Here is a 17,051-nt window from a genome sequence, read left to right as displayed (position 1 = left end):
GCGCCGTCCGCGTTGCCTAGAGCCTCTAGGTATTTGCCTAGGGTACCTAGGCACTGTTAGTTTCCGCCGCATGAACCCACTCACCGAGCAGGACATCCGTACGTCGTTCGTCAACTGTTCCAAAGGTGCCGCACAGCGCCTTCCGGTACCCCGTGACCTGGCCGAACGCCCGTGGGCCGACCTGGATTTCCTGGGTTGGGGAGATCCGGGGGCACCCGACCGCACCTATCTGGTCACCGAATACCGGGGCGGGATCGTCGGCCTCGCCCTGCGCTTTCCCGCCCAGCAGCGAGGCTACCTGCACCGCAGCATGTGCTCGTTGTGCCTGACCACGCACCCGGGCCGCGGCGTCTCGCTGATGACCGCGCGCAAGACCGGGCGGGCGGGCCGGGACGGCAATTCGTTCGGCGTATACATCTGCACCGACCTCGCCTGCTCCCTGTACACCCGCGGCCTCAAGGCCCCGGCGCCCGGCGGGCGTTTCGAGGAGTCCCTGACCCTGGCCGAACAGATCGAACGCACCCGAAGCAACCTGTCGGCATTCCTGGCCAAGGTCATCGAGTAGACCGCCGCCCGTGCCTCGGGGTCCGGATCATCGGGCGGCCGGTCCCGCATCCGGTCGCGGATTCGACCTCGGACCCGGGACCGGCCGAAAGGCCTTGACCTCGAGTGGCGTCGAGGTTGCAAGATCACTCTCGACGAGATGGGACCAACCGTCTTCCAACCACGAGGAACTCGCACATGATTCTGGTGACCGGGGCAACCGGAAACGTCGGCCGACAGGTGGTCGGGCAACTACTGGCCGCGGGAGTTCCCGTGCGGGCCCTGGCGCGTCGTCCGGAGGCGGCGGGGTTGCCCGCCGAGGTCGAGGTGGCGGCCGGGGACCTGGCCGAGCCGGACACCCTCGCGGCGGCTCTGACCGGGGTCGAGGCGGTGTTCCTGATCTGGCCCTTTCTCACCACCGAGGGCGCGCCCGGCGTGCTGGACGCGGTCACCGCGCACACCGATCGCGTCGTCTACCTCTCCTCCTCGCGCGTGCGCGACGACGTCGACCGCCAGGGCGACCCGATCAGCGGGCTACACGCCGGGATGGAAGGCGTGATCGCGAAGTCGACCGCCGCGTGGACCTTCCTCCGAGCGGAGACCATCGCGAGCAACGCCCTGGGGTGGGCCGGCCAGATCCGCGAGTCCGGCGTCGTCCGCGGCCCGGACCTGGCCGCCAAGCCGGTCGTGCACGAACGCGACGTCGCCGCATCGGCGGTCCGCGTGCTCACCGAGGACGGCCACGCGGGGGCCACGTACGTCCTGACCGGTCCGGAGGTGGTCGGCCGGGCCGACCAGGTCCGGCTGATCGGCGCGGCGATCGGCCGGACGCTGCGCTTCGAGCCGGTCCCGGTGGCCGCCGCGCGAGCCCGGATGCTCGCCGACGGCCGCCCGCCGGCCCTCGTCGACGCGCTCCTCGCCGGGGCCGACGCACCCGCCGAAACACCGCTGATCACCACCACGATCCGGGACCTGACCGGCACCCCGGCCCGCTCCTTCGAAACCTGGGCCCGGGACCACCGCCCCGACTTCAGCTGACCCACCGCGCGTCGCGGGGCGGAGAGGGGGCGGCGCGGAGAGGGCGCAGCGCGCAGACGGCGGGGGAACAGCCCACGCCGGGGACAGCCTCCGGTTGCGCGGCACGGCGCGGAAGCCGGGAGATGAGGCGAAAGGCGGCTCGACGAGGCCGGGGGTGCGGCGCAATCCGGGGCGGGGCGGAGGGCCCACGGCGGGGCCGCGGGGGACGTAGGGGCCCGGCGGCGCACGGGTGGCCGGCGGTTTGCGCGGCCCAATGGCGCGGACCCCGACGGCGCGCCGAGCCTGAATGCCCCACCCCTGCCCGGGGCCACGACAGCGGACCGGGCACGGGAGAGGGAGCAAGAGACGATCCGCGCGGGCACGGCCGTGTGCGGCCGACCGGAAAACGGTTCCCGGCCGGCCGCACACGGCCGTCCGAGTCAGGCGCCGATCGACCGGAAGACCGCCGCCGCGAGCCGGGTGTTCTCCGGGGCCGCGCCGCCCGGGTAGGCGAAGCGACGTCGGGTGTAGGCGTAGGCGGTGCCGCTTCGGGGGTCGGCGAAGCCCAGTGAGCCGGCCGCACCGCTGTGGCCGAACGCGTCGTCGCCCAGGAACTCGTAGCGCAGGCCCAATGCCTCGAATCCCAGCGCGAAGTGGTCGTGCTCGCCGGTGACCAGATCGGTGCCGCCCCAGCGCACGTGCGCGAACTCGGCGACGGTGTCCGGCTTGAGCAGCGCCGGCCGACCGTCCAGACCGGAGATCGCGGCCGCGTACATCCCGGCCAGCCCGCGTGCGTTGCCGACACCGCCCGAGGAGGCCGGGCCCAGCGCGCGCACCTCGCGCGTGTTGGCGAACTCGACCAGGTCCGTGGCCGGTTCGGCGTTCAGGTTGAAGGCGACTCCGGTACGGCCGAACCGATCGGGCGCGTCGGCGGCGATCCGGGCCCGCTGCTGCGGGGTGGGCTGCATCGGCAACATGTCCAGCGTGCGGGCCTCCAGTTCGAGGGGCAGGCCGAGGTACATGTCCAGGTCGTGCGGCGCACGCACACGCTCTTCGTAGATCTCCTGGAGCGAACGCCCGGTGGCCCGGCGCACCACCTCGCCGGTGAGCGCCCCGATCACGAAGGCGTGGTAGCCGTACGCCGTGCCCGGCTCCCAGAACGGCCGGTGGCCGGCCAGGCGCTCGGCGAGCAGCCGGTCGTCGGCCAGTTCCGCGAGGGTGAACCCGCCGTCCACCCCGACCGTCCCGGAGCGGTGGGCCAGCAGTTCGCGCAGCGTGAGTCCGCCCCTGCCGTATGCGGCGAACTCCGGCCAGTAGTGCGCGACGACGCGGTCGAGGTCCAGTACACCGTCCTGCACGAGCAGCGCCACCACCAGATGCGCGGCGCCCTTGGTGGTCGAGTAGACCGGGGTCAGCGTGTCCCCCCTGACCCCCTCCCCCGCCCACAGGTCGACCACACGGCGACCGTCCCGGTACACCGCGAGCTGGGCTCCCGGCTCGTCCGGCAATTCGGCCAGGGCGGCGGCGAATTCGGTCCGAACCTCCTCGAATCCCGCCGCGACGCTCCCCGACACCACCATCTCGCTCGACATGCTTCCCCCATGATCTCGGACGTTCACCGAACGCCAACCCCGATGCACGCCACCGAAATTCCGCCTCGCCGACCATCCGTCCCCGCGAATTCGCGCCCGCCCGACGGAGGCCCGTCCGACTGCGATCCGCCCGATGGCGTCTCGCCCGATGGCATGCCATCCGTGCGACCCGCCCGAATGAGCGCCCCCATCCGTCGTCCCCGACCTTCGCGCGGTCCTGGACTCCGGCTACCCGCAGTCGTATATTCGGTGACGAGTATTCGCACTCTCCCGGAGGCGGTCCATGGCCCGGCGCAGGATCGACAACCCGCTGGCACTCGCCGTGCTGGTGACGGTCGCCGAGCAGCCACGCCATCCGTACGAGATCGCCCAGCTGTTGCGCAGTCGGGGCAAGGAAAACAGCATCAAGATCAACTACGGCTCGCTGTACACCGTGGTCCGCAACCTGGAGAAGCACGGTCTGATCGCCGCCACCGGGGTCGACCGTGAGGGCCGCCGGCCGGAGCGCACCACCTATGCGGTGACCGAGGCCGGCGACGCCGAGATGCGCGAGTGGCTGAGCGAGCTGCTGTCCGTTCGGGTGCACGAGTTCCCGCGCTTCGAGGCCGCCCTGTCCCTGATGGGCGTGCTCGCCCCGGACGAGGTGACCGACCTGCTCGGGCGTCGCGTCGAAGCCATCGACGCCCACGTCGCACGCGGGCGCGCCGAACTCGCGGAGCTCACGAGCTTTCTGCCCAGGGTGTTCCTGATCGAGAACGAGTACGAACTGGCCATGGCCGAGGCCGAGGCACGCTGGGTGCGCGGCCTGCTCGCCGAGATCGCGGACGACAGCCTCTCCGGTGTCACCGAGTGGCGCCACTTCCGCGCGACCGGCGAAACACCTTCCCGCTGGGCCGACATGGACACCGCAGCCCAAGCAGTCCTACCCGCCGAACTCGGCGAACTCGACGAGGTCGGCGAGCCCACTGAACCCACCGAGCACGATCGGGGAGCCGGCACCGACGACCCCACCCGGTAAAACCACGACCCCGGACCGAAAAAAGGCCCCCGGGCGGTGCTCGAACACCGCTCCCGAGGGCCGGGAACCTCGCACCGAAACCCTGCGGCAACAGGGACCGGCACATACGAGGTGCACCGAACTCATCGTATCCCCGGTCCTCTTGTCGCAGGTCGGCGAGCCACGCGGCGTCGCCGTACCGAATGTCGACCGGAGGGATCCACTCCAGCATGGAGCAGCACACCGCACGGACGGCGGCAACCGTCCACGACGGTCGCGCGCCCGGACACGTCGGCCTCGCCGGCACCGGCGCGCCCGCGATCGAGGCGCACGATCTCGTCAAGACCTATCCGCTCAAGGGCAGCCCTCAGGGCGTCCGGGCGCTGGCCGGGCTGAGCCTGAGCGTCGCGCCCGGCACCGTCTTCGGCCTGCTCGGGCCCAACGGCGCGGGCAAGTCCACCACCGTCAAGATTCTCACCACGCTGGCCGCCGCCGACTCCGGTACGGCCCGGGTCGCCGGGCACGACGTGGCCCGGGACCCGGCGCGGGTCCGCCGGGCCATCGGCGTGGTCGCCCAGCGCTCCGGCGCCGACCCGGCCGCCACCGCTCGGGAGAATCTGATCCTGACCGGGCACCTGTTCGGCCTGCGCGGTCGCGAGCCGGGCCGGCGCGCCGACCACCTGCTGGACCGCTTCGGCCTGGCCGAGGCCGGGCGCCGCCCGGTGCGCACCTACTCCGGCGGCATGCAGCGCCGGCTGGATGTGGCGCTGGGTCTGGTCCACCATCCCGAGGTGCTCTTCCTGGACGAGCCCACCACCGGCCTCGATCCCGAGGCCCGCGCCGACATGTGGGACGAGATCGGCAGCCTGGCCGGCGAGGGTCTGAGCATCCTGCTCACCACGCACTACCTCGACGAGGCCGACCGGCTCGCCGCGCGACTGGCCATCGTCGACCACGGCCGGGTGGTCGCCGAGGGCTCCCCCGAACAGCTCAAGTCCGGATTGCGCGGCGACGCGGTGCACGTGGACCTGCTCGACCCGGCCGGGCCCGCGGTGCGCGACGCGCTGGCCCGGGTGCCGAGCATCCGCGAGATCACCGTCGATGTCCGCGCGGTGCATGCCCGCGCGGACAACGGTGCCGCCGCGGTACCCGAAGTGTTGGCGGCACTCGACCACGCCGGCGCCCGGGTCGGCGCGGTCACGGTGGCCCGCCCCTCCCTCGACGACGTCTACCTGCGGCACGCCGGCCGCCGCTTCGACGCGGCGGACACGGCGAGTACGGCGGACGCGGCGGACGCGGCGGACGCACCCGACGGCGCCGATGCCGGGACCACCGCAGCCGACAACCTCCGTATCGACGCCGCCGAAGGAGAGACGCGATGACCACCGCAGCCGGCGTCCCCACCACCGCGGGCACCACGCACGTCCCGAGTGTCGGGGCTCTGCGCGAGACGATCACCCACACCTGGTACATGACCGACCGTCAGTTCCGGGTCTTCGTCCGTCAGCCCGCCTACCTGGTGATCACCCTGATCCAGCCGGTGATCTGGCTCTTCCTCTTCGGCCAACTCTTCCGCGACATCGCCGACCTGCCCGGCTTCGGCGCCGGGTCCTACCTCGACTACCTGGTCCCGGGCGTGGTGGTGATGAACGCGGTGTCCGCCAACATGTGGGCCGGCATGGGCATCCTGGAGGAGATCGAGCGCGGCACCCTCAACCGCTTCCTGGTCACCCCGCTCCGGCGCAGTGCGCTCGTCAACGCGAACGTGGTGGCCCAGGGCTGCTCCACCGCGTTCCAATCGTTGGTGATGATCGGCCTGGGCCGGTTGGCCGGCGCGCACTATCCGGGTGGGTTCGCCGGGGTTCTGGTGCTGATCGGGGTGTCCTCGGTACTGGGCACGGTGTTCGGCGCCTTCTCCAATGCGGTGGGTATGGTGGCCCGCGAACGCGAGACCGTGATCGCGCTGAACACGTTCCTGCTGCTGCCGCTCACGTTCATGTCGTCGGCGTTCATGCCGCCGTCCCGGATGCCGGATTGGATGCGGGCGATCGCGCGCTTCAATCCCCTCGACTGGGCGTTGACGGCGACCCGTTCGGCCATGCGCGCCGACCCCGACTGGACCCTGGTCGCCGGACGCGGCGCGGCCCTGGTCGCGTTGGCGGCGTTCGCGGTGTGGGTGTCGATGCGCACGTTCCACGGGTACCGGAAGTCGGTGTAACACACCGGTTGCACGCCCCCGCTCGGCCGGCGTCATGCCCGCGGACCGTCGCGGATCCGCCCGGATCCGCCCGGTCCACGGGTGGTCGGCGAGCGGGCGGCGGACGGTCGGCGGCCGGCCCAGTCGGGGTCGGCACACGCCGTCGGGGGTCGGCGGCCACCCGCTAATCTCACCCGCATGATCAGCACCGACACGCACGTACGCGTCGCCCGCCCCTCGCGCGACCTGGCCGCCGCCGAACGCTTCTACGTCGAGGGCCTGGGGCTGGAAGTCCTGTGGCGCACCACCGAGCGCGTCTCCGGCGAGTGGGACCTGGTCATGGTCGGCATCCCGGGCGGCAGTTGGCACTTCGAGTTGACCATCGACCCGGAGAACCCGCTGCCGCCCACGCCCACGGCCGAGGACCTCTTCGTGCTCTATCTCGGCGCCCCGATCGACCCCGCATTGGTCGACCGGCTGGTCGCGGCCGGCGGCACCCGGACCACCGCGCACAACCCGTACTGGGACGAATACGGCGTCACCGTCGTCGACCCCGACGGCTATCAGCTGGTGCTGTGCACCCGGACCTGGAACGTGTAGCGCGGGTCGTCGGCCCCGCGTCGGCTCAGGCCGGCTGCGGGCGGGCGGGCGCCGGCCGACCGCCGGCGGCGAGCGCGCGGCCGAGGGGATAGGCCAGCGCGTTCGGCGGCAGCAGGCCGGGACGTCCGCTCAGGGTGACCTCGATCGTGCCGGGCAGCGCGTCCTGGTCCTCGGTCAGGCCCAGCCGGCGCAGCGTCTGCCGCGCGACCGCCTCGGCGCTGTCGTACAGCCCCACTCCGGCGGGCAGCGCGGCGGCGATCCGGTCGGCGACGAGCGGGTAGTGCGTACAGCCCAGGACCACGCCGGCGCAATGTGCGGGGGTACGCCGCGCGGCATCGGCGATGGCGGTCTCGACGGCCGCCTCGTCGGCCCGGTCGATCGCCTCGGCCAGACCGGGGCAGGCCACCCGCTCCACGGTGCGCCCGGCGGCGAACTCCTCGATCAGCCGGGCCTGATACGCACTGGCCGTGGTGGCGACGGTGGCCCACACCGCGAACGGGGCGCCCGATCCGGCGGCGGGCTTGATCGCCGGCACGGTGCCCACCACCGGCACGGCGGGCTCGCAGCGTGCGCGCAGGGCGTCCAGCGCGGTCACGGTCGCGGTGTTGCACGGCACCACGATGCCCTCGGCGCCGCGCTCGGCGGCCAGGTCCGCGGCGGCCAGCACCCGCCCGGTGATCACCGCCTCGCCACGGTCGCCCCACGGCATGTGGTCGGGGTCCATACACAGCAGCAGGTCGAGGTCGGGCCGCAACCGTCGCAGCCACCCCGCCGTCGGCAACAGTCCCGTCCCGGAATCGATCAACGCCACAAGCATGCCGTCCAACCTAGTCGCCCCGACCCACGCACCCGACGAGGGGCGCGTTCGTGGGCGTGGTGCCACCCGACACGGCCCGCTCGATGCCCGATCCGGCACCCGACCACCGACCGTCGGCCGCCCGATCCCGACCCCCGCCCCCCAACCACCGGCTCCCCCGGTCACCGTCGACGTTCTGCGTGACGATGTGGGCCCGCGCCCGGGCGAGCGTCCGGTGGGCGGCGCCGGGGCGGGCGGGGTCGGCCCGGCCAGGTCCCGCCCCGGGCGGGCTCGTGCGGACGGGTCGGTGGTGTGCCGTTTGCGGTGGGTGTCCTGCTCGCGCGCGGGGTCGCGGGTCCAGACGCCGTGCGGGCCGCGGAAGTCGGGGATACCGGATCCGGTGGAGATGCCCGCCCCGGTGAGCGCCGCGAGTCGGCGCACGCCGGGGATCGGGGAGCCGAGTTCGTCGAGGCCGGGGCGGGCCGCGTTCACGGGTTGGAGCCCTCCTCCTCGAGGCGGCCGGTGAAGGCGTCCAGGTCGGGCACGAACCACGCCTGCCTGCCCCGGTTGCACTCGCGGACGAAGTCGGTCAGCGCCTCGCTCGCGGTGGTGTGCTCGGTGACGTCGCCCAGGATGGCCACCCCCATCCGATAGTTGGCGAACTTCTGCAACACCTCGCCGGCCACGCCGGTGCGCAGCCGGAAGAAGTCCGGGTCCAGGCGCGCCGTCGGCAGTACGACCCAGCTCGCGCCCCGGTAGCCCGCCTCGCCGATCAGATCGAGGGCGTCGCCTACCGACCGGATCGGCGCGCCCTCCGGGGCGCAGATCCACACCGAGGTGTCGTGCAGGGTTTCCATGGTGTCGGGCATGTCGAGCAACGTCCTTCCGAACTCCGATACGGCGGTCCCGTTTTGCGGCGACCGGTCTCCGAGTCTGGTCGCCGGGCCGGCCCACCGCATCCGAGATTCCGGCCGGCGGGCCGCGGCCCCGGCCGGGAGCACCGGGCTGCGGCCTCGGGTATTCGGGGTACGCGCTCGCCTGCCGAGGCGCGCAATCGTCGCCCGTGCAAGCCGAGTTCTCCGTCGCGTTCGGCTGCCGCCGCCCGCCTCAGCGAACCCGGAACACCGGCCCGCGCGCCGTGAACGGCAGCCGGGCGCCCGCCGGGACCAGGAAGGCGTGTTCGCGCCGCACCCGCAGCACATCGCACTGCCCGTCGGTGACCACCAGGATCGGGCCGTCCGCGGGGAAGTCCGCGGCGCCCTCCAGGAGCCGGATCCCCGGCTGCAACACCGTGCCGCCGCGTCCGCGCACCCGCACCCTGTGCGCGATGTCCTCGACCGGCAGATAGCCCGCGTCGTAGGCGGCGGCGTCGCAATACACCACGCGCGCGGCCGGCACGTCCCGCGCGGTGGCGTACGACGCGATCGCGCCCAATGCCTTGCCCAGCAGTACCGGATCCATCGAACCGGAGGTGTCCAGGACCACGCCGAACGTACACAGCCGGTCGACGTCCGAGGGCCGGATCCGCCCGGGCCGCGGGATGTCGGGCGTGGACGCCTGGCGCCGGCTCGCCCGGGTGTAGCTGCGTGCGGACTCGGGGCGCCGCACGTGCTCGTCGAACCAGCGGGCCAGTCGTACGTCCCATGCGGGCGGCGGCTGTTCGAGCGTGCGGATCTCCTCGATCAGCCCGGCGGGCAGCAGTCCGCGGCCGGGATCGTGGTAGGCCAGCCCGGTGGCGAGCGCGCGCCGATAGAACGCGTCCAGGTCGACGAACGAACCGCCGGGCCCACCTGCCCCCGGCAGTGTCCCCGACCGCCCCCGTCGGCTCGACCGCCGGGACGCGGCGCCCGGTTCGGAGAGCCACTCGCCCAGCATGTCGCCGTGCTCGCGCGAGCCGGGGGTACGCAGCTTGCGGGCCCGGCGCAGGTCGGTGGTCAGCGTGTCGTACACCGACTCGGCGGACAGGCCGGCAAGGCGGGCGTCGTACAGCAGCCCGTCCGGCAACACTCCGACGCCCATCTCCACCAGCCACCCGTTGATCACGTAGTCGCACGCCACGTTGAACAGGTGCGCGTCCCGGTGCTCGCGCCGGCGGTCGTGCCGCAGCGCGGCGTGCAACATCTCGTGGGCGAGGACGAAGCGCCATTCCTCGACGCTCAGGCCGGCGTGCGGGTTGACGTAGATCTCGCCGTGCTCGGCGTCGACGGCGGCGATGGTGATGTCCCAGGAACGGGCCAGTTCGGCGTCGGCGACGACGGTGAGGCCGGCGGCGAGGGCGCCCAGGAGGGGGTAGGAGGAGACGAACCAGGACAGCGCCCGGTCCCAGGGGCCGTCGGCGCGGGCGGTTCGCCGGTTGCTCTCGCCGGCCGCGGAGTCGAGCGAGCCGGCGACCATGCGGACGAGGCCGCGGGCCAGCAGGGCGGACCAGTCCGGCGGCGGCGCGGCGCTCGCGGAGGGCGGGCTGCGCCACATGCAGGGCGAGTCGCCGTTGACACCGATGCGGCGCAGCGCCGGGGGGACGCCCTCACGGCGCCAGCGGTCGGTGAGTTCGCGCTCGTCGCCGACGGGCAGTTCGGGCAGGTCGTCCAGGGGCGTGCCGATGCCCAGGCCGGCGGCGAAGTGGTGTACCGCGACGCAGCACGCGGTGCCGTACGCGGCGTCGATCTCGGCGGCCGGATCGCCCAGGCCGACCTCGGCGAGGTGGTCCGGGTCCAGGTGGCCCATGGCCAGGTGCAGCAGCAGGTGGGTGTAGCCGCGGGCCCACGCGGTGGGCGGCACGTAGCGGTGCCGATCGACCACGAGGAGGCCGCGACTGGTGACGTAGCCGAGCGCGCCGGGGGCCTGGTTGGCGTGGGCGTGTCTCGCCGATCCGCCGACGTGGTCCAGTGGCGGGACGCAGGCCAGCTTCCAACCGGCGTTCTGCGCCTTCAGGGCTCGTTGCGCTTGGTCGACCTCGGGTTTGCGGGCGCGGCGCGCGGACATCGGCCCGGCCGCTCAGCGCCGCGCGCCGACCAGGCGCGGCAGGTCGCGGGCGGTCTCGACGAGGAACCACGCGGGCAGCGGGGCGGCGCCGGTGTCGTCCTCGGCGATCACGAGTTGGGCCATCTCCAGGGAGATCTCGGCGAGTTCGACCAGGAGGGCCTTGGCGCGGAAGGCGAAGTCGCGCAGCGCGGGCGAGACGTGCCGACGGTCCGCGGGCAGGTCCTTGGCCAGCCGCGCACGGAAGCTTTCCACCAGGAAGAACAGCAGATCGCGGTCGGCGGGCGCGGCCGGCCAGCGGGCGTCCCCCTTGACGATGGCATCCAGGCCGTACGCGTTGCGCACGGTCTTGAGGAAGCCCAGGAACGCGGCGGCGTGGGTGGGGGTGAGCGTGCCGTGTGCCAGCAGCCGGACGTGTTCGTCGGTGATGTCCGGGCCGAAGGAGTACAGCCCGTCGGAGAGCATGTGCCACGCACGCGGCGTGGAGAACGCCTCCTCGGTCTTGGGCGGCGCGCTCCACAGGTGGTCCGGCCGGGCCCGCACATGGTCCAGGATCCACGGGTGGATGCCGTTCTCGGCGGCCCAGGTCAGCCAGTCGTCGACCGAGGCACGCAAATGTATGTGCACCAGGCGATTGATCAGCGCCGAGGACATCGGTCGAGCCAGCGCGTTGTCGCTCGCCCGGTTGCCCGCGCCGATCACCACGGAGCCGGCCGGCAGCGTGTAGGAGCCGATCCGGCGGTCCAGGATCAGCGAGTAGAACGCCTTCTGCACATCCGGCGACGCGGCGTTGAGTTCGTCGAGGAACAGGCAGTACGGCTCGTCCCGGGCGATCTGCTCGGGCGGACAGAACCGACTGCGCCCGTCCACGATCTGCGGTACGCCGATCAGGTCCTCGGGAGCCAACTGGGTGCCGAGCAACGACACACACTCCAGCCCGAGCGATCGGGCGAAATCCCGAACCAACGAGGACTTCCCGATCCCGGGCGCCCCCCATACGAAAACCGGCCGCACCAGCGCGGTATGCAACAAGACCTCGGGCAATAGGGCGGGCGTGATCGTATGCGCGGCCTGCACGGCAACCTTTCCACAGAGCACGGAAGTTCCGGCAGAACACCACCGCGGGAACAGCGGCGACCGCCCCCCGAATACTGCCGCCCAACCCCACACCTGTCGCCCGATTTTCCCGCCCGGCGACGCCCCGGGACGACCGAATCGGGCCCGGGACGAATACGCGGCGGACGTCTCGGCCGGCCGGCTAACGCGCCACGCGGTAGCGGAGGTAGACGACTCCCGAGCCGAAGGCGCGGGTCTCGACGAGTTCGAGATCCGCCCGGTGTTCGTGCCGGGGGAAGAACGGAACGCCACCGCCGACCAGCACCGGGTAGACCCTGGCCCGGTACTCGTCGATCAGACCCGACGCGGCCGCCTCGGCGGCGAGAGTCGCGCCGCCGATCGCGATGTCGCCGTCGCCCGGTTCGGCTCGCAACCGCTCGATTTCCTCCGCCAGGCCGCCGGAGGCCAGGCGGGCATTGCCCTGTACCGCCGAGAGCGTGGTGGAGAACACCACCTTGGGGAGCGGCTTCCAGATCGCGGCGAATGCGAGCGTCGAGAAGTCGAGCGATGGATTCTGCTCGACGGTCTCCCAGTACAGCATCGTCTCGTACAGCCGTCGCCCCAACAGGTGGACACCGACCGCCCGCACCTCGTCGGTGGCCAACCGGAAGACCTCCTCGTCGGGCGTCGTCCAGTCGAAGCCGCCGTCCGGCCCGGCGATGTAGCCGTCCAGGGAGACGCTCATCGAATAGGTCACGCTACGCATCGGAAGTCCTCCTCGGTGCCGGGTTCGACAGTACGACCCCCATCGCCCCGCGCCGCACCCTGCCCGCCACCGCCCACGCCCAGCCCGTCCCATCTCCCGACCGCCCAGGATCCCCGCGCCAAGTTTGTGACACAAACCTGTTTGCAAGCTCGTTCCCGACCCGTAGAGTCTGTGGCACAAACCAGTTTGGGGAGGGCCACGATGGATCGTAAGAGCCTCGAATCGGCGGCGGCGGACTACTCGTACCTCAGAGGTCTGCTCTCGGTCCCGGCGGGCGTCCTGATCATCGTCGCCGGGCTGACGAACCTGAGGTGGGAACCGCTGGACCACGCCTGGGTCACCTGGACCGCCGGGGCACTGGTGGTGGTGGCCGGGGCGGTGCACCTGTGGGTGACCCGCTACTACGCCGAGCACTACGGTCGGATCACTCCGTCGGGCCGAGACCGCACCAGGGCCGCGATCGTCACCGCCGCGGGTGCGGCCCTGGTGGCCGGCGCGGTGACCCTGGACTGGCGGGTCGTCCTGCCGGTCTGCACCACCACCGCCGCGTTCGCGTCGGTGATGTACGTCTCCTACGCCGTCGGCATGCGTCCGAGGCCGCACCATGTGGCCATCTGGGGCACCGTCGGGGCGGCCGGTCTCTTGCCGATCTGGGGGGATGTGGGGGCGACGGGCAAGATCAATGGAGGTCTTATGCTCGTCGGCGTGGCAACGATAGTGACGGGGGTCCTCGATCATGCGGCGCTCCAGCGCGCCTTCGGTCCCGCCCAGGGTCCCGCACTCGGCGGTGACGATGGCGGCGCCTAGCGACGGGCCGATCCTCGATCGGCTGATCCACGAACCGGGCCGGCTGGCCATCATGACGGTGCTGTCCACCGTGGAGTCCGCCGACTTCGTGTTCCTGCAGCGCGCGACCGGACTGACCAAGGGCAACCTCTCCAGCCACCTGACCAGACTGGCCGAGGCCGAACTGGTCACGATCGAGAAGCGGTTCGTACACCGGAAGCCCAACACGAACGTCGCCCTGACCGCGACCGGCCGGGAGCGCATCGGCCGACATTGGGACCGGTTGGACCGCCTGCGCAACTTCTCGGCGCAATCCCCCTCGGAATAGCCCGACTTCGACCCCACCCGAACGCCGCTCCGCATCCCGACCCGACCCACCGCGCCGCTTCGCATCCGGACCACGACCCGCTGCCGCGCCGACCGTGACCCGCACGACGTTCGGCGCGGTCCGGTCCGGCCCGGTGTCAGGCCCCAGGGGCGTCCGCCAGGTACGGCGGGGCCGGCTCGTACTGGATGTAGCGGCGTACCGCGCGGGCGTGCTCGACTCCGTGCAGGCGTCCGACCAGCCACAGCGCCATGTCGATACCGGCGGAAACGCCCTGGCTGGTGACCAGGTTGCCGTCCACGACGTAGCGGGCGTCGCGGACCACGGTGATGTCGCCGCGTGCCGCGAGGGCGTCCTCGAACGTGTGGTGGGTGGCCACCCGGCGCCCCCGCGCGGGGCCGGCCTCGTGCAGCAGCAGCGCTCCGGTACACACGCTCGTCACCCAGGCGGCATCGCTCGCGGTACGTGCGATCCACCCGATCAACGCCTCGTGGTCCACCTCGGTCCGCGTCCCGACGCCGCCCGGCACCAACAGCACGTCCAGACGCGGATGGTCGGCGAAGGTGTGCTCGGGTATCAAGCGCAATCCCTTGGCACAGCGCACCGGTTCGGTGTCGGCTGCGATCGTGGTGACGGTGTCCGCGCCCTCGCGCAACATCGCGGACGCGGTGAACACCTCCCAGGGCCCGACCAGATCGAGCTCTTCGAGTCCCTCGAACGCCAACAGCCCGTAGGTGGTCACAACGTCTCCTTCATCGATTCAGTGGATACAACCGACGCAGCCGACACACGGGCGCCGGGGTCGGCCGACACCGCGTCCGCCGCACCACGCAGCAGGTCGCCCGCTGAACGGGTCCCCCACAGCGGCACGTCGGCGAACGTCGTAGGGACCGACCCGATCCGACGACCGGAACGGGTCGAAGGCAACGAAAACGACTCGCGCTCTCTCCCCCCTCCAGCGTCGCGCACGCCGATCGTGGCGTCCACGACACGTATCCCACGAATTGCGCCATCGCTTCACCGCAGGTGGGGGCGTCACACATGATTACTCCGCGACGTCCTCCGCCATCTCCGGCGTCATCTTCGTCCCATCCGCCGCATCCCTCTGCGATCACGCAGGGTCACTCCATCGCGGTCAGTGCCCGCGCGCCCGCAAGACCCGTCGGACCGCCTCGGCGACCGCGTCGCCGTCGGGCGTCGCGGGCAGTTCCAGCGGCTCGGCCCAGCGCACCGCGGCCGGCTCCACCGGGCCGTACACGTGCGGGAACAGGTCACCGCCCCGCGAAGGTTCCCAGCGCAGCGCCGACCCCAGCGCACCCGGATCCACCGCGACCAGGGTCAACGCGTCACGGCCGGCGAAGTGGCGACGCGCCGTCTCGGCCACCTGCGTCTGCGTGGACAGGTGCACGTACCCGTCCACCAGGTCGATCCCGGCCCCTTCGAACACCCCGCGCCGCGTTGCGGTCGCCCATTCGTCGGTGCCCACCAGCTTGTAGACGGTCTCGTCGCTCATCCCTCGACCCTAAGACAGGCACCGCCGACCCGCCTGACCCCGCCGGCCCACCGGATCCACCCGCGCGGCCCTCAGGAGCGTTCGACCCACGTCTCGTGCAGATGCCGCCACCGCAGCCCGTGCACCGCCGACGCATCCCGCTCGAACACCACAGTCGCGGCCCGCACATCGCCGCCGCCGTCCGCCCGCACCTGCACCTCGCGGTACGACGCCACCACGAACTCGCTCGCCGACGCCACCACCCGCACGTCCTCGATGCCGATCCGCAAGCCCGGCAACACACCCCGTGCCCCCTCGACCATCGCCAGCACCTCGGGCCGGGACAGCGTGCCGCCGCCGGGCTCGACCAGGGTGAAGTCCGGTGCGTGCGCGAGCGCGAATCCGACCGCATCGCCGCCGGCGCCGGTGAGCAGGCCCTCGATCAGCACGTGCAGCCGGACGATCTCCGCTCGACACGCGACAGCATCGTGCTCCACAGCCCCCGCCTCCGTCACCGACATCCCACTCCCCTGTCGAACCTGTCGCCGTCGTACCCGTCGAACGCGTCGTACCCGTCGAACCGCCGGGCAGGACACCCGTCGCGCCCTCGCCACCCGACTCGCACCACGCCGCACGCACCACGCAAACGTATCCGCTCCGGCGCCCCATCCCCCGCCCCGCCAGGCACCAACCCGCCTCGACCCGGCCCGGTCCCGCGCATCGCCCGCCCCCACACCCGCCTCCCGAGCCGCCCCGCATCGAACCCCCCGCCATCGCCATGGATTACCGCGCCCATGCGCCGACGTTGTCTCCCGCAACGCACAAGATCGGACCCGGCCGCCCACCGCGATGAGCGCCCCGACCTCGGGAGACCCAGCGATGACCATCCACCCCAGCCCGGACGACCTGGATCCGGACGCCGTCGGCCGGCACCTCGACAGCGAGGCCGAGTTGCACGCCCCGTTCCTGGAACAGGCCGCCGCGCGCCTGCGCGATCTCGCGCTGTACGGCGACCACACGCTGGCCCGGGTGGACCGCATCCTCGACCTCGGCGGCGGCCCGGGCATCGCCTCCTGCCTGCTCGCCCGCTACTTCCCCAACGCCGACGTGGTCACCGGCGCACCCAGCCCGACCCTGCTGGCCCGAGCCGGCGCCCGGGCCCGGCGCGAGGGCCTGGGCCACCGGGTCCGCACCCACCGGGTCGACCTGCCCACCGACCTGGACGCGCTGGGCAGCGCCGACCTGGTCTGGGCCGGCGACGCGGTGCACCACCTGGGCGACCAACAGGCCGCGTTGGACGCCCTGGCCCGGGTGTTGCGCCCCGGCGGGGTGATCGCGGTCGCCGAACGCGGCCTGGCCCCGCGTTTCCTACCCCGCGACATCGGCATCGGCCGGCCGGGGCTCCAGGCTCGGCTGGACGCCGCGCACGAGGACTGGTTCGCCGAATCGCGTGCGGCGCTGCCCGGTGCCCGCGCCGAGGTCGAGGACTGGCCGGCCATGCTGGCCCGCGCGGGCCTGGTCCCCACCGGTTCGCACTCGTTCCTGATCGACCTGCCGTCGCCGCTGGACGCCGCGCCGCGCGAACACCTGTACGCCGAACTGACGCTCCGCCGGGCCCTGTTGGCCGACCGCCTCGACGAGCAGGACCTGGCCACCGTGGACGCCCTGCTCGACACCGACGCCGACACCGGCATCCTGTGGCGCCCGGACGCCTTCTACCTCGCCGCCACCACGATCCACACCGCCCGCGCCTGCACCCGAAGGTGACCCACGCCGCCGCGCCATCGCCCACCCGAGCCCGCATCGACCCACGGCCCGACCGAGGCACGACGCACGACCGATCGCGGCCACCCGAACGGGCGGCGGGGGCGGGGCTACGACCGGCACCGAGCCGATCGTGTCCCC

At 72.5% G+C, this 17,051-nt stretch carries 18 protein-coding genes; 9 read left to right on the top strand and 9 right to left on the bottom strand.

Features of this window, described 5'->3' with window-relative positions; all coding sequences use genetic code 11:
- Positions 1 to 70: 70 nt before the first annotated feature.
- Positions 71 to 565: an FBP domain-containing protein gene (locus ACFZBU_RS05905; protein WP_391582241.1), complete on the top strand. Its 495-nt coding sequence runs from the start codon at positions 71 to 73 to the stop codon at positions 563 to 565.
- Between the two features lie 176 nt (positions 566 to 741).
- Complete coding sequence (locus ACFZBU_RS05900; protein ID WP_391582240.1) at positions 742 to 1,581, top strand: NAD(P)H-binding protein; 840 nt, start codon at positions 742 to 744, stop codon at positions 1,579 to 1,581.
- A gap of 419 nt (positions 1,582 to 2,000) precedes the next feature.
- Here ACFZBU_RS05900 and ACFZBU_RS05895 read toward each other — a convergent pair whose 3' ends face one another.
- The gene (locus ACFZBU_RS05895) at positions 2,001 to 3,152 is read right to left on the bottom strand and encodes a serine hydrolase domain-containing protein (protein ID WP_391582239.1); all 1,152 of its coding nucleotides are present in this window, start codon (positions 3,150 to 3,152) and stop codon (positions 2,001 to 2,003) included.
- 283 nt (positions 3,153 to 3,435) lie between these two features.
- Between ACFZBU_RS05895 and ACFZBU_RS05890 the strand changes: the two genes are divergently transcribed.
- The 4 genes from ACFZBU_RS05890 (at position 3,436) to ACFZBU_RS05875 (ending at position 6,946) form a co-directional block, all read left to right on the top strand.
- Positions 3,436 to 4,170, top strand: a complete 735-nt coding sequence (locus ACFZBU_RS05890) for a PadR family transcriptional regulator (RefSeq protein WP_391582238.1) — start codon at positions 3,436 to 3,438, stop codon at positions 4,168 to 4,170.
- 209 nt (positions 4,171 to 4,379) lie between these two features.
- A complete protein-coding gene (locus ACFZBU_RS05885; protein ID WP_391582237.1) occupies positions 4,380 to 5,531 on the top strand; it encodes an ATP-binding cassette domain-containing protein in 1,152 nt (383 codons plus the stop codon).
- Between the two features lie 89 nt (positions 5,532 to 5,620).
- Entirely contained in the window at positions 5,621 to 6,367 is a 747-nt protein-coding gene (locus ACFZBU_RS05880; protein WP_391582449.1) for an ABC transporter permease, read from the top strand.
- Between the two features lie 177 nt (positions 6,368 to 6,544).
- Entirely contained in the window at positions 6,545 to 6,946 is a 402-nt protein-coding gene (locus tag ACFZBU_RS05875) for a VOC family protein (protein ID WP_391582236.1), read from the top strand.
- A gap of 25 nt (positions 6,947 to 6,971) precedes the next feature.
- On the opposite strand, the gene ACFZBU_RS05870 is transcribed toward ACFZBU_RS05875, so the two are convergent.
- From ACFZBU_RS05870 to ACFZBU_RS05850, 5 genes are all read right to left on the bottom strand, one after another.
- Positions 6,972 to 7,763 (bottom strand): glutamate racemase, encoded by a 792-nt coding sequence (locus ACFZBU_RS05870; protein ID WP_391582235.1) that lies wholly within the window; start codon positions 7,761 to 7,763, stop codon positions 6,972 to 6,974.
- Between the two features lie 467 nt (positions 7,764 to 8,230).
- Positions 8,231 to 8,611 carry a DUF4180 domain-containing protein gene (locus ACFZBU_RS05865; protein ID WP_391582234.1) on the bottom strand — a complete coding sequence of 127 codons (381 nt, stop codon included), beginning with the start codon at positions 8,609 to 8,611 and terminating at the stop codon, positions 8,231 to 8,233.
- A 238-nt stretch (positions 8,612 to 8,849) separates the two neighbouring features.
- Positions 8,850 to 10,724 (bottom strand): hypothetical protein, encoded by a 1,875-nt coding sequence (locus tag ACFZBU_RS05860; protein WP_391582233.1) that lies wholly within the window; start codon positions 10,722 to 10,724, stop codon positions 8,850 to 8,852.
- Positions 10,725 to 10,736: 12 nt separating this feature from the next.
- Entirely contained in the window at positions 10,737 to 11,798 is a 1,062-nt protein-coding gene (locus ACFZBU_RS05855) for an ATP-binding protein (RefSeq protein ID WP_391582232.1), read from the bottom strand.
- Between the two features lie 181 nt (positions 11,799 to 11,979).
- Positions 11,980 to 12,543, bottom strand: coding sequence for a dihydrofolate reductase family protein (locus tag ACFZBU_RS05850; protein WP_391582231.1), 564 nt, complete (start codon positions 12,541 to 12,543; stop codon positions 11,980 to 11,982).
- A 201-nt stretch (positions 12,544 to 12,744) separates the two neighbouring features.
- On the opposite strand from ACFZBU_RS05850, the gene ACFZBU_RS05845 reads away from it, so the two are divergent.
- Both ACFZBU_RS05845 and ACFZBU_RS05840 read left to right on the top strand, forming a co-directional pair.
- The gene (locus ACFZBU_RS05845; protein ID WP_391582230.1) at positions 12,745 to 13,350 is read left to right on the top strand and encodes a hypothetical protein; all 606 of its coding nucleotides are present in this window, start codon (positions 12,745 to 12,747) and stop codon (positions 13,348 to 13,350) included.
- Positions 13,337 to 13,657, top strand: a complete 321-nt coding sequence (locus tag ACFZBU_RS05840; protein WP_391582229.1) for a transcriptional regulator — start codon at positions 13,337 to 13,339, stop codon at positions 13,655 to 13,657. Before ACFZBU_RS05845 ends, ACFZBU_RS05840 begins: the two co-directional genes overlap by 14 nt.
- A gap of 136 nt (positions 13,658 to 13,793) precedes the next feature.
- Here the strand turns inward: ACFZBU_RS05840 and ACFZBU_RS05835 are convergent, their stop codons facing one another.
- The 3 genes from ACFZBU_RS05835 to ACFZBU_RS05825 form a co-directional block, all read right to left on the bottom strand.
- A complete protein-coding gene (locus tag ACFZBU_RS05835; RefSeq protein WP_391582228.1) occupies positions 13,794 to 14,396 on the bottom strand; it encodes a DJ-1/PfpI family protein in 603 nt (200 codons plus the stop codon).
- A gap of 393 nt (positions 14,397 to 14,789) precedes the next feature.
- Positions 14,790 to 15,167 carry a DUF952 domain-containing protein gene (locus ACFZBU_RS05830; RefSeq protein ID WP_391582227.1) on the bottom strand — a complete coding sequence of 126 codons (378 nt, stop codon included), beginning with the start codon at positions 15,165 to 15,167 and terminating at the stop codon, positions 14,790 to 14,792.
- A gap of 71 nt (positions 15,168 to 15,238) precedes the next feature.
- Positions 15,239 to 15,643: a DUF4440 domain-containing protein gene (locus tag ACFZBU_RS05825; protein WP_391582226.1), complete on the bottom strand. Its 405-nt coding sequence runs from the start codon at positions 15,641 to 15,643 to the stop codon at positions 15,239 to 15,241.
- Between the two features lie 382 nt (positions 15,644 to 16,025).
- On the opposite strand from ACFZBU_RS05825, the gene ACFZBU_RS05820 reads away from it, so the two are divergent.
- A complete protein-coding gene (locus ACFZBU_RS05820) occupies positions 16,026 to 16,913 on the top strand; it encodes a class I SAM-dependent methyltransferase (protein WP_391582225.1) in 888 nt (295 codons plus the stop codon).
- Positions 16,914 to 17,051: the final 138 nt, after the last annotated feature.

It is taken from the genome of Embleya sp. NPDC008237 (assembly GCF_042956465.1).
GTDB lineage: Bacteria > Actinomycetota > Actinomycetes > Streptomycetales > Streptomycetaceae > Embleya.
This window is presented reverse-complemented; position numbering and strand designations above follow the sequence as displayed.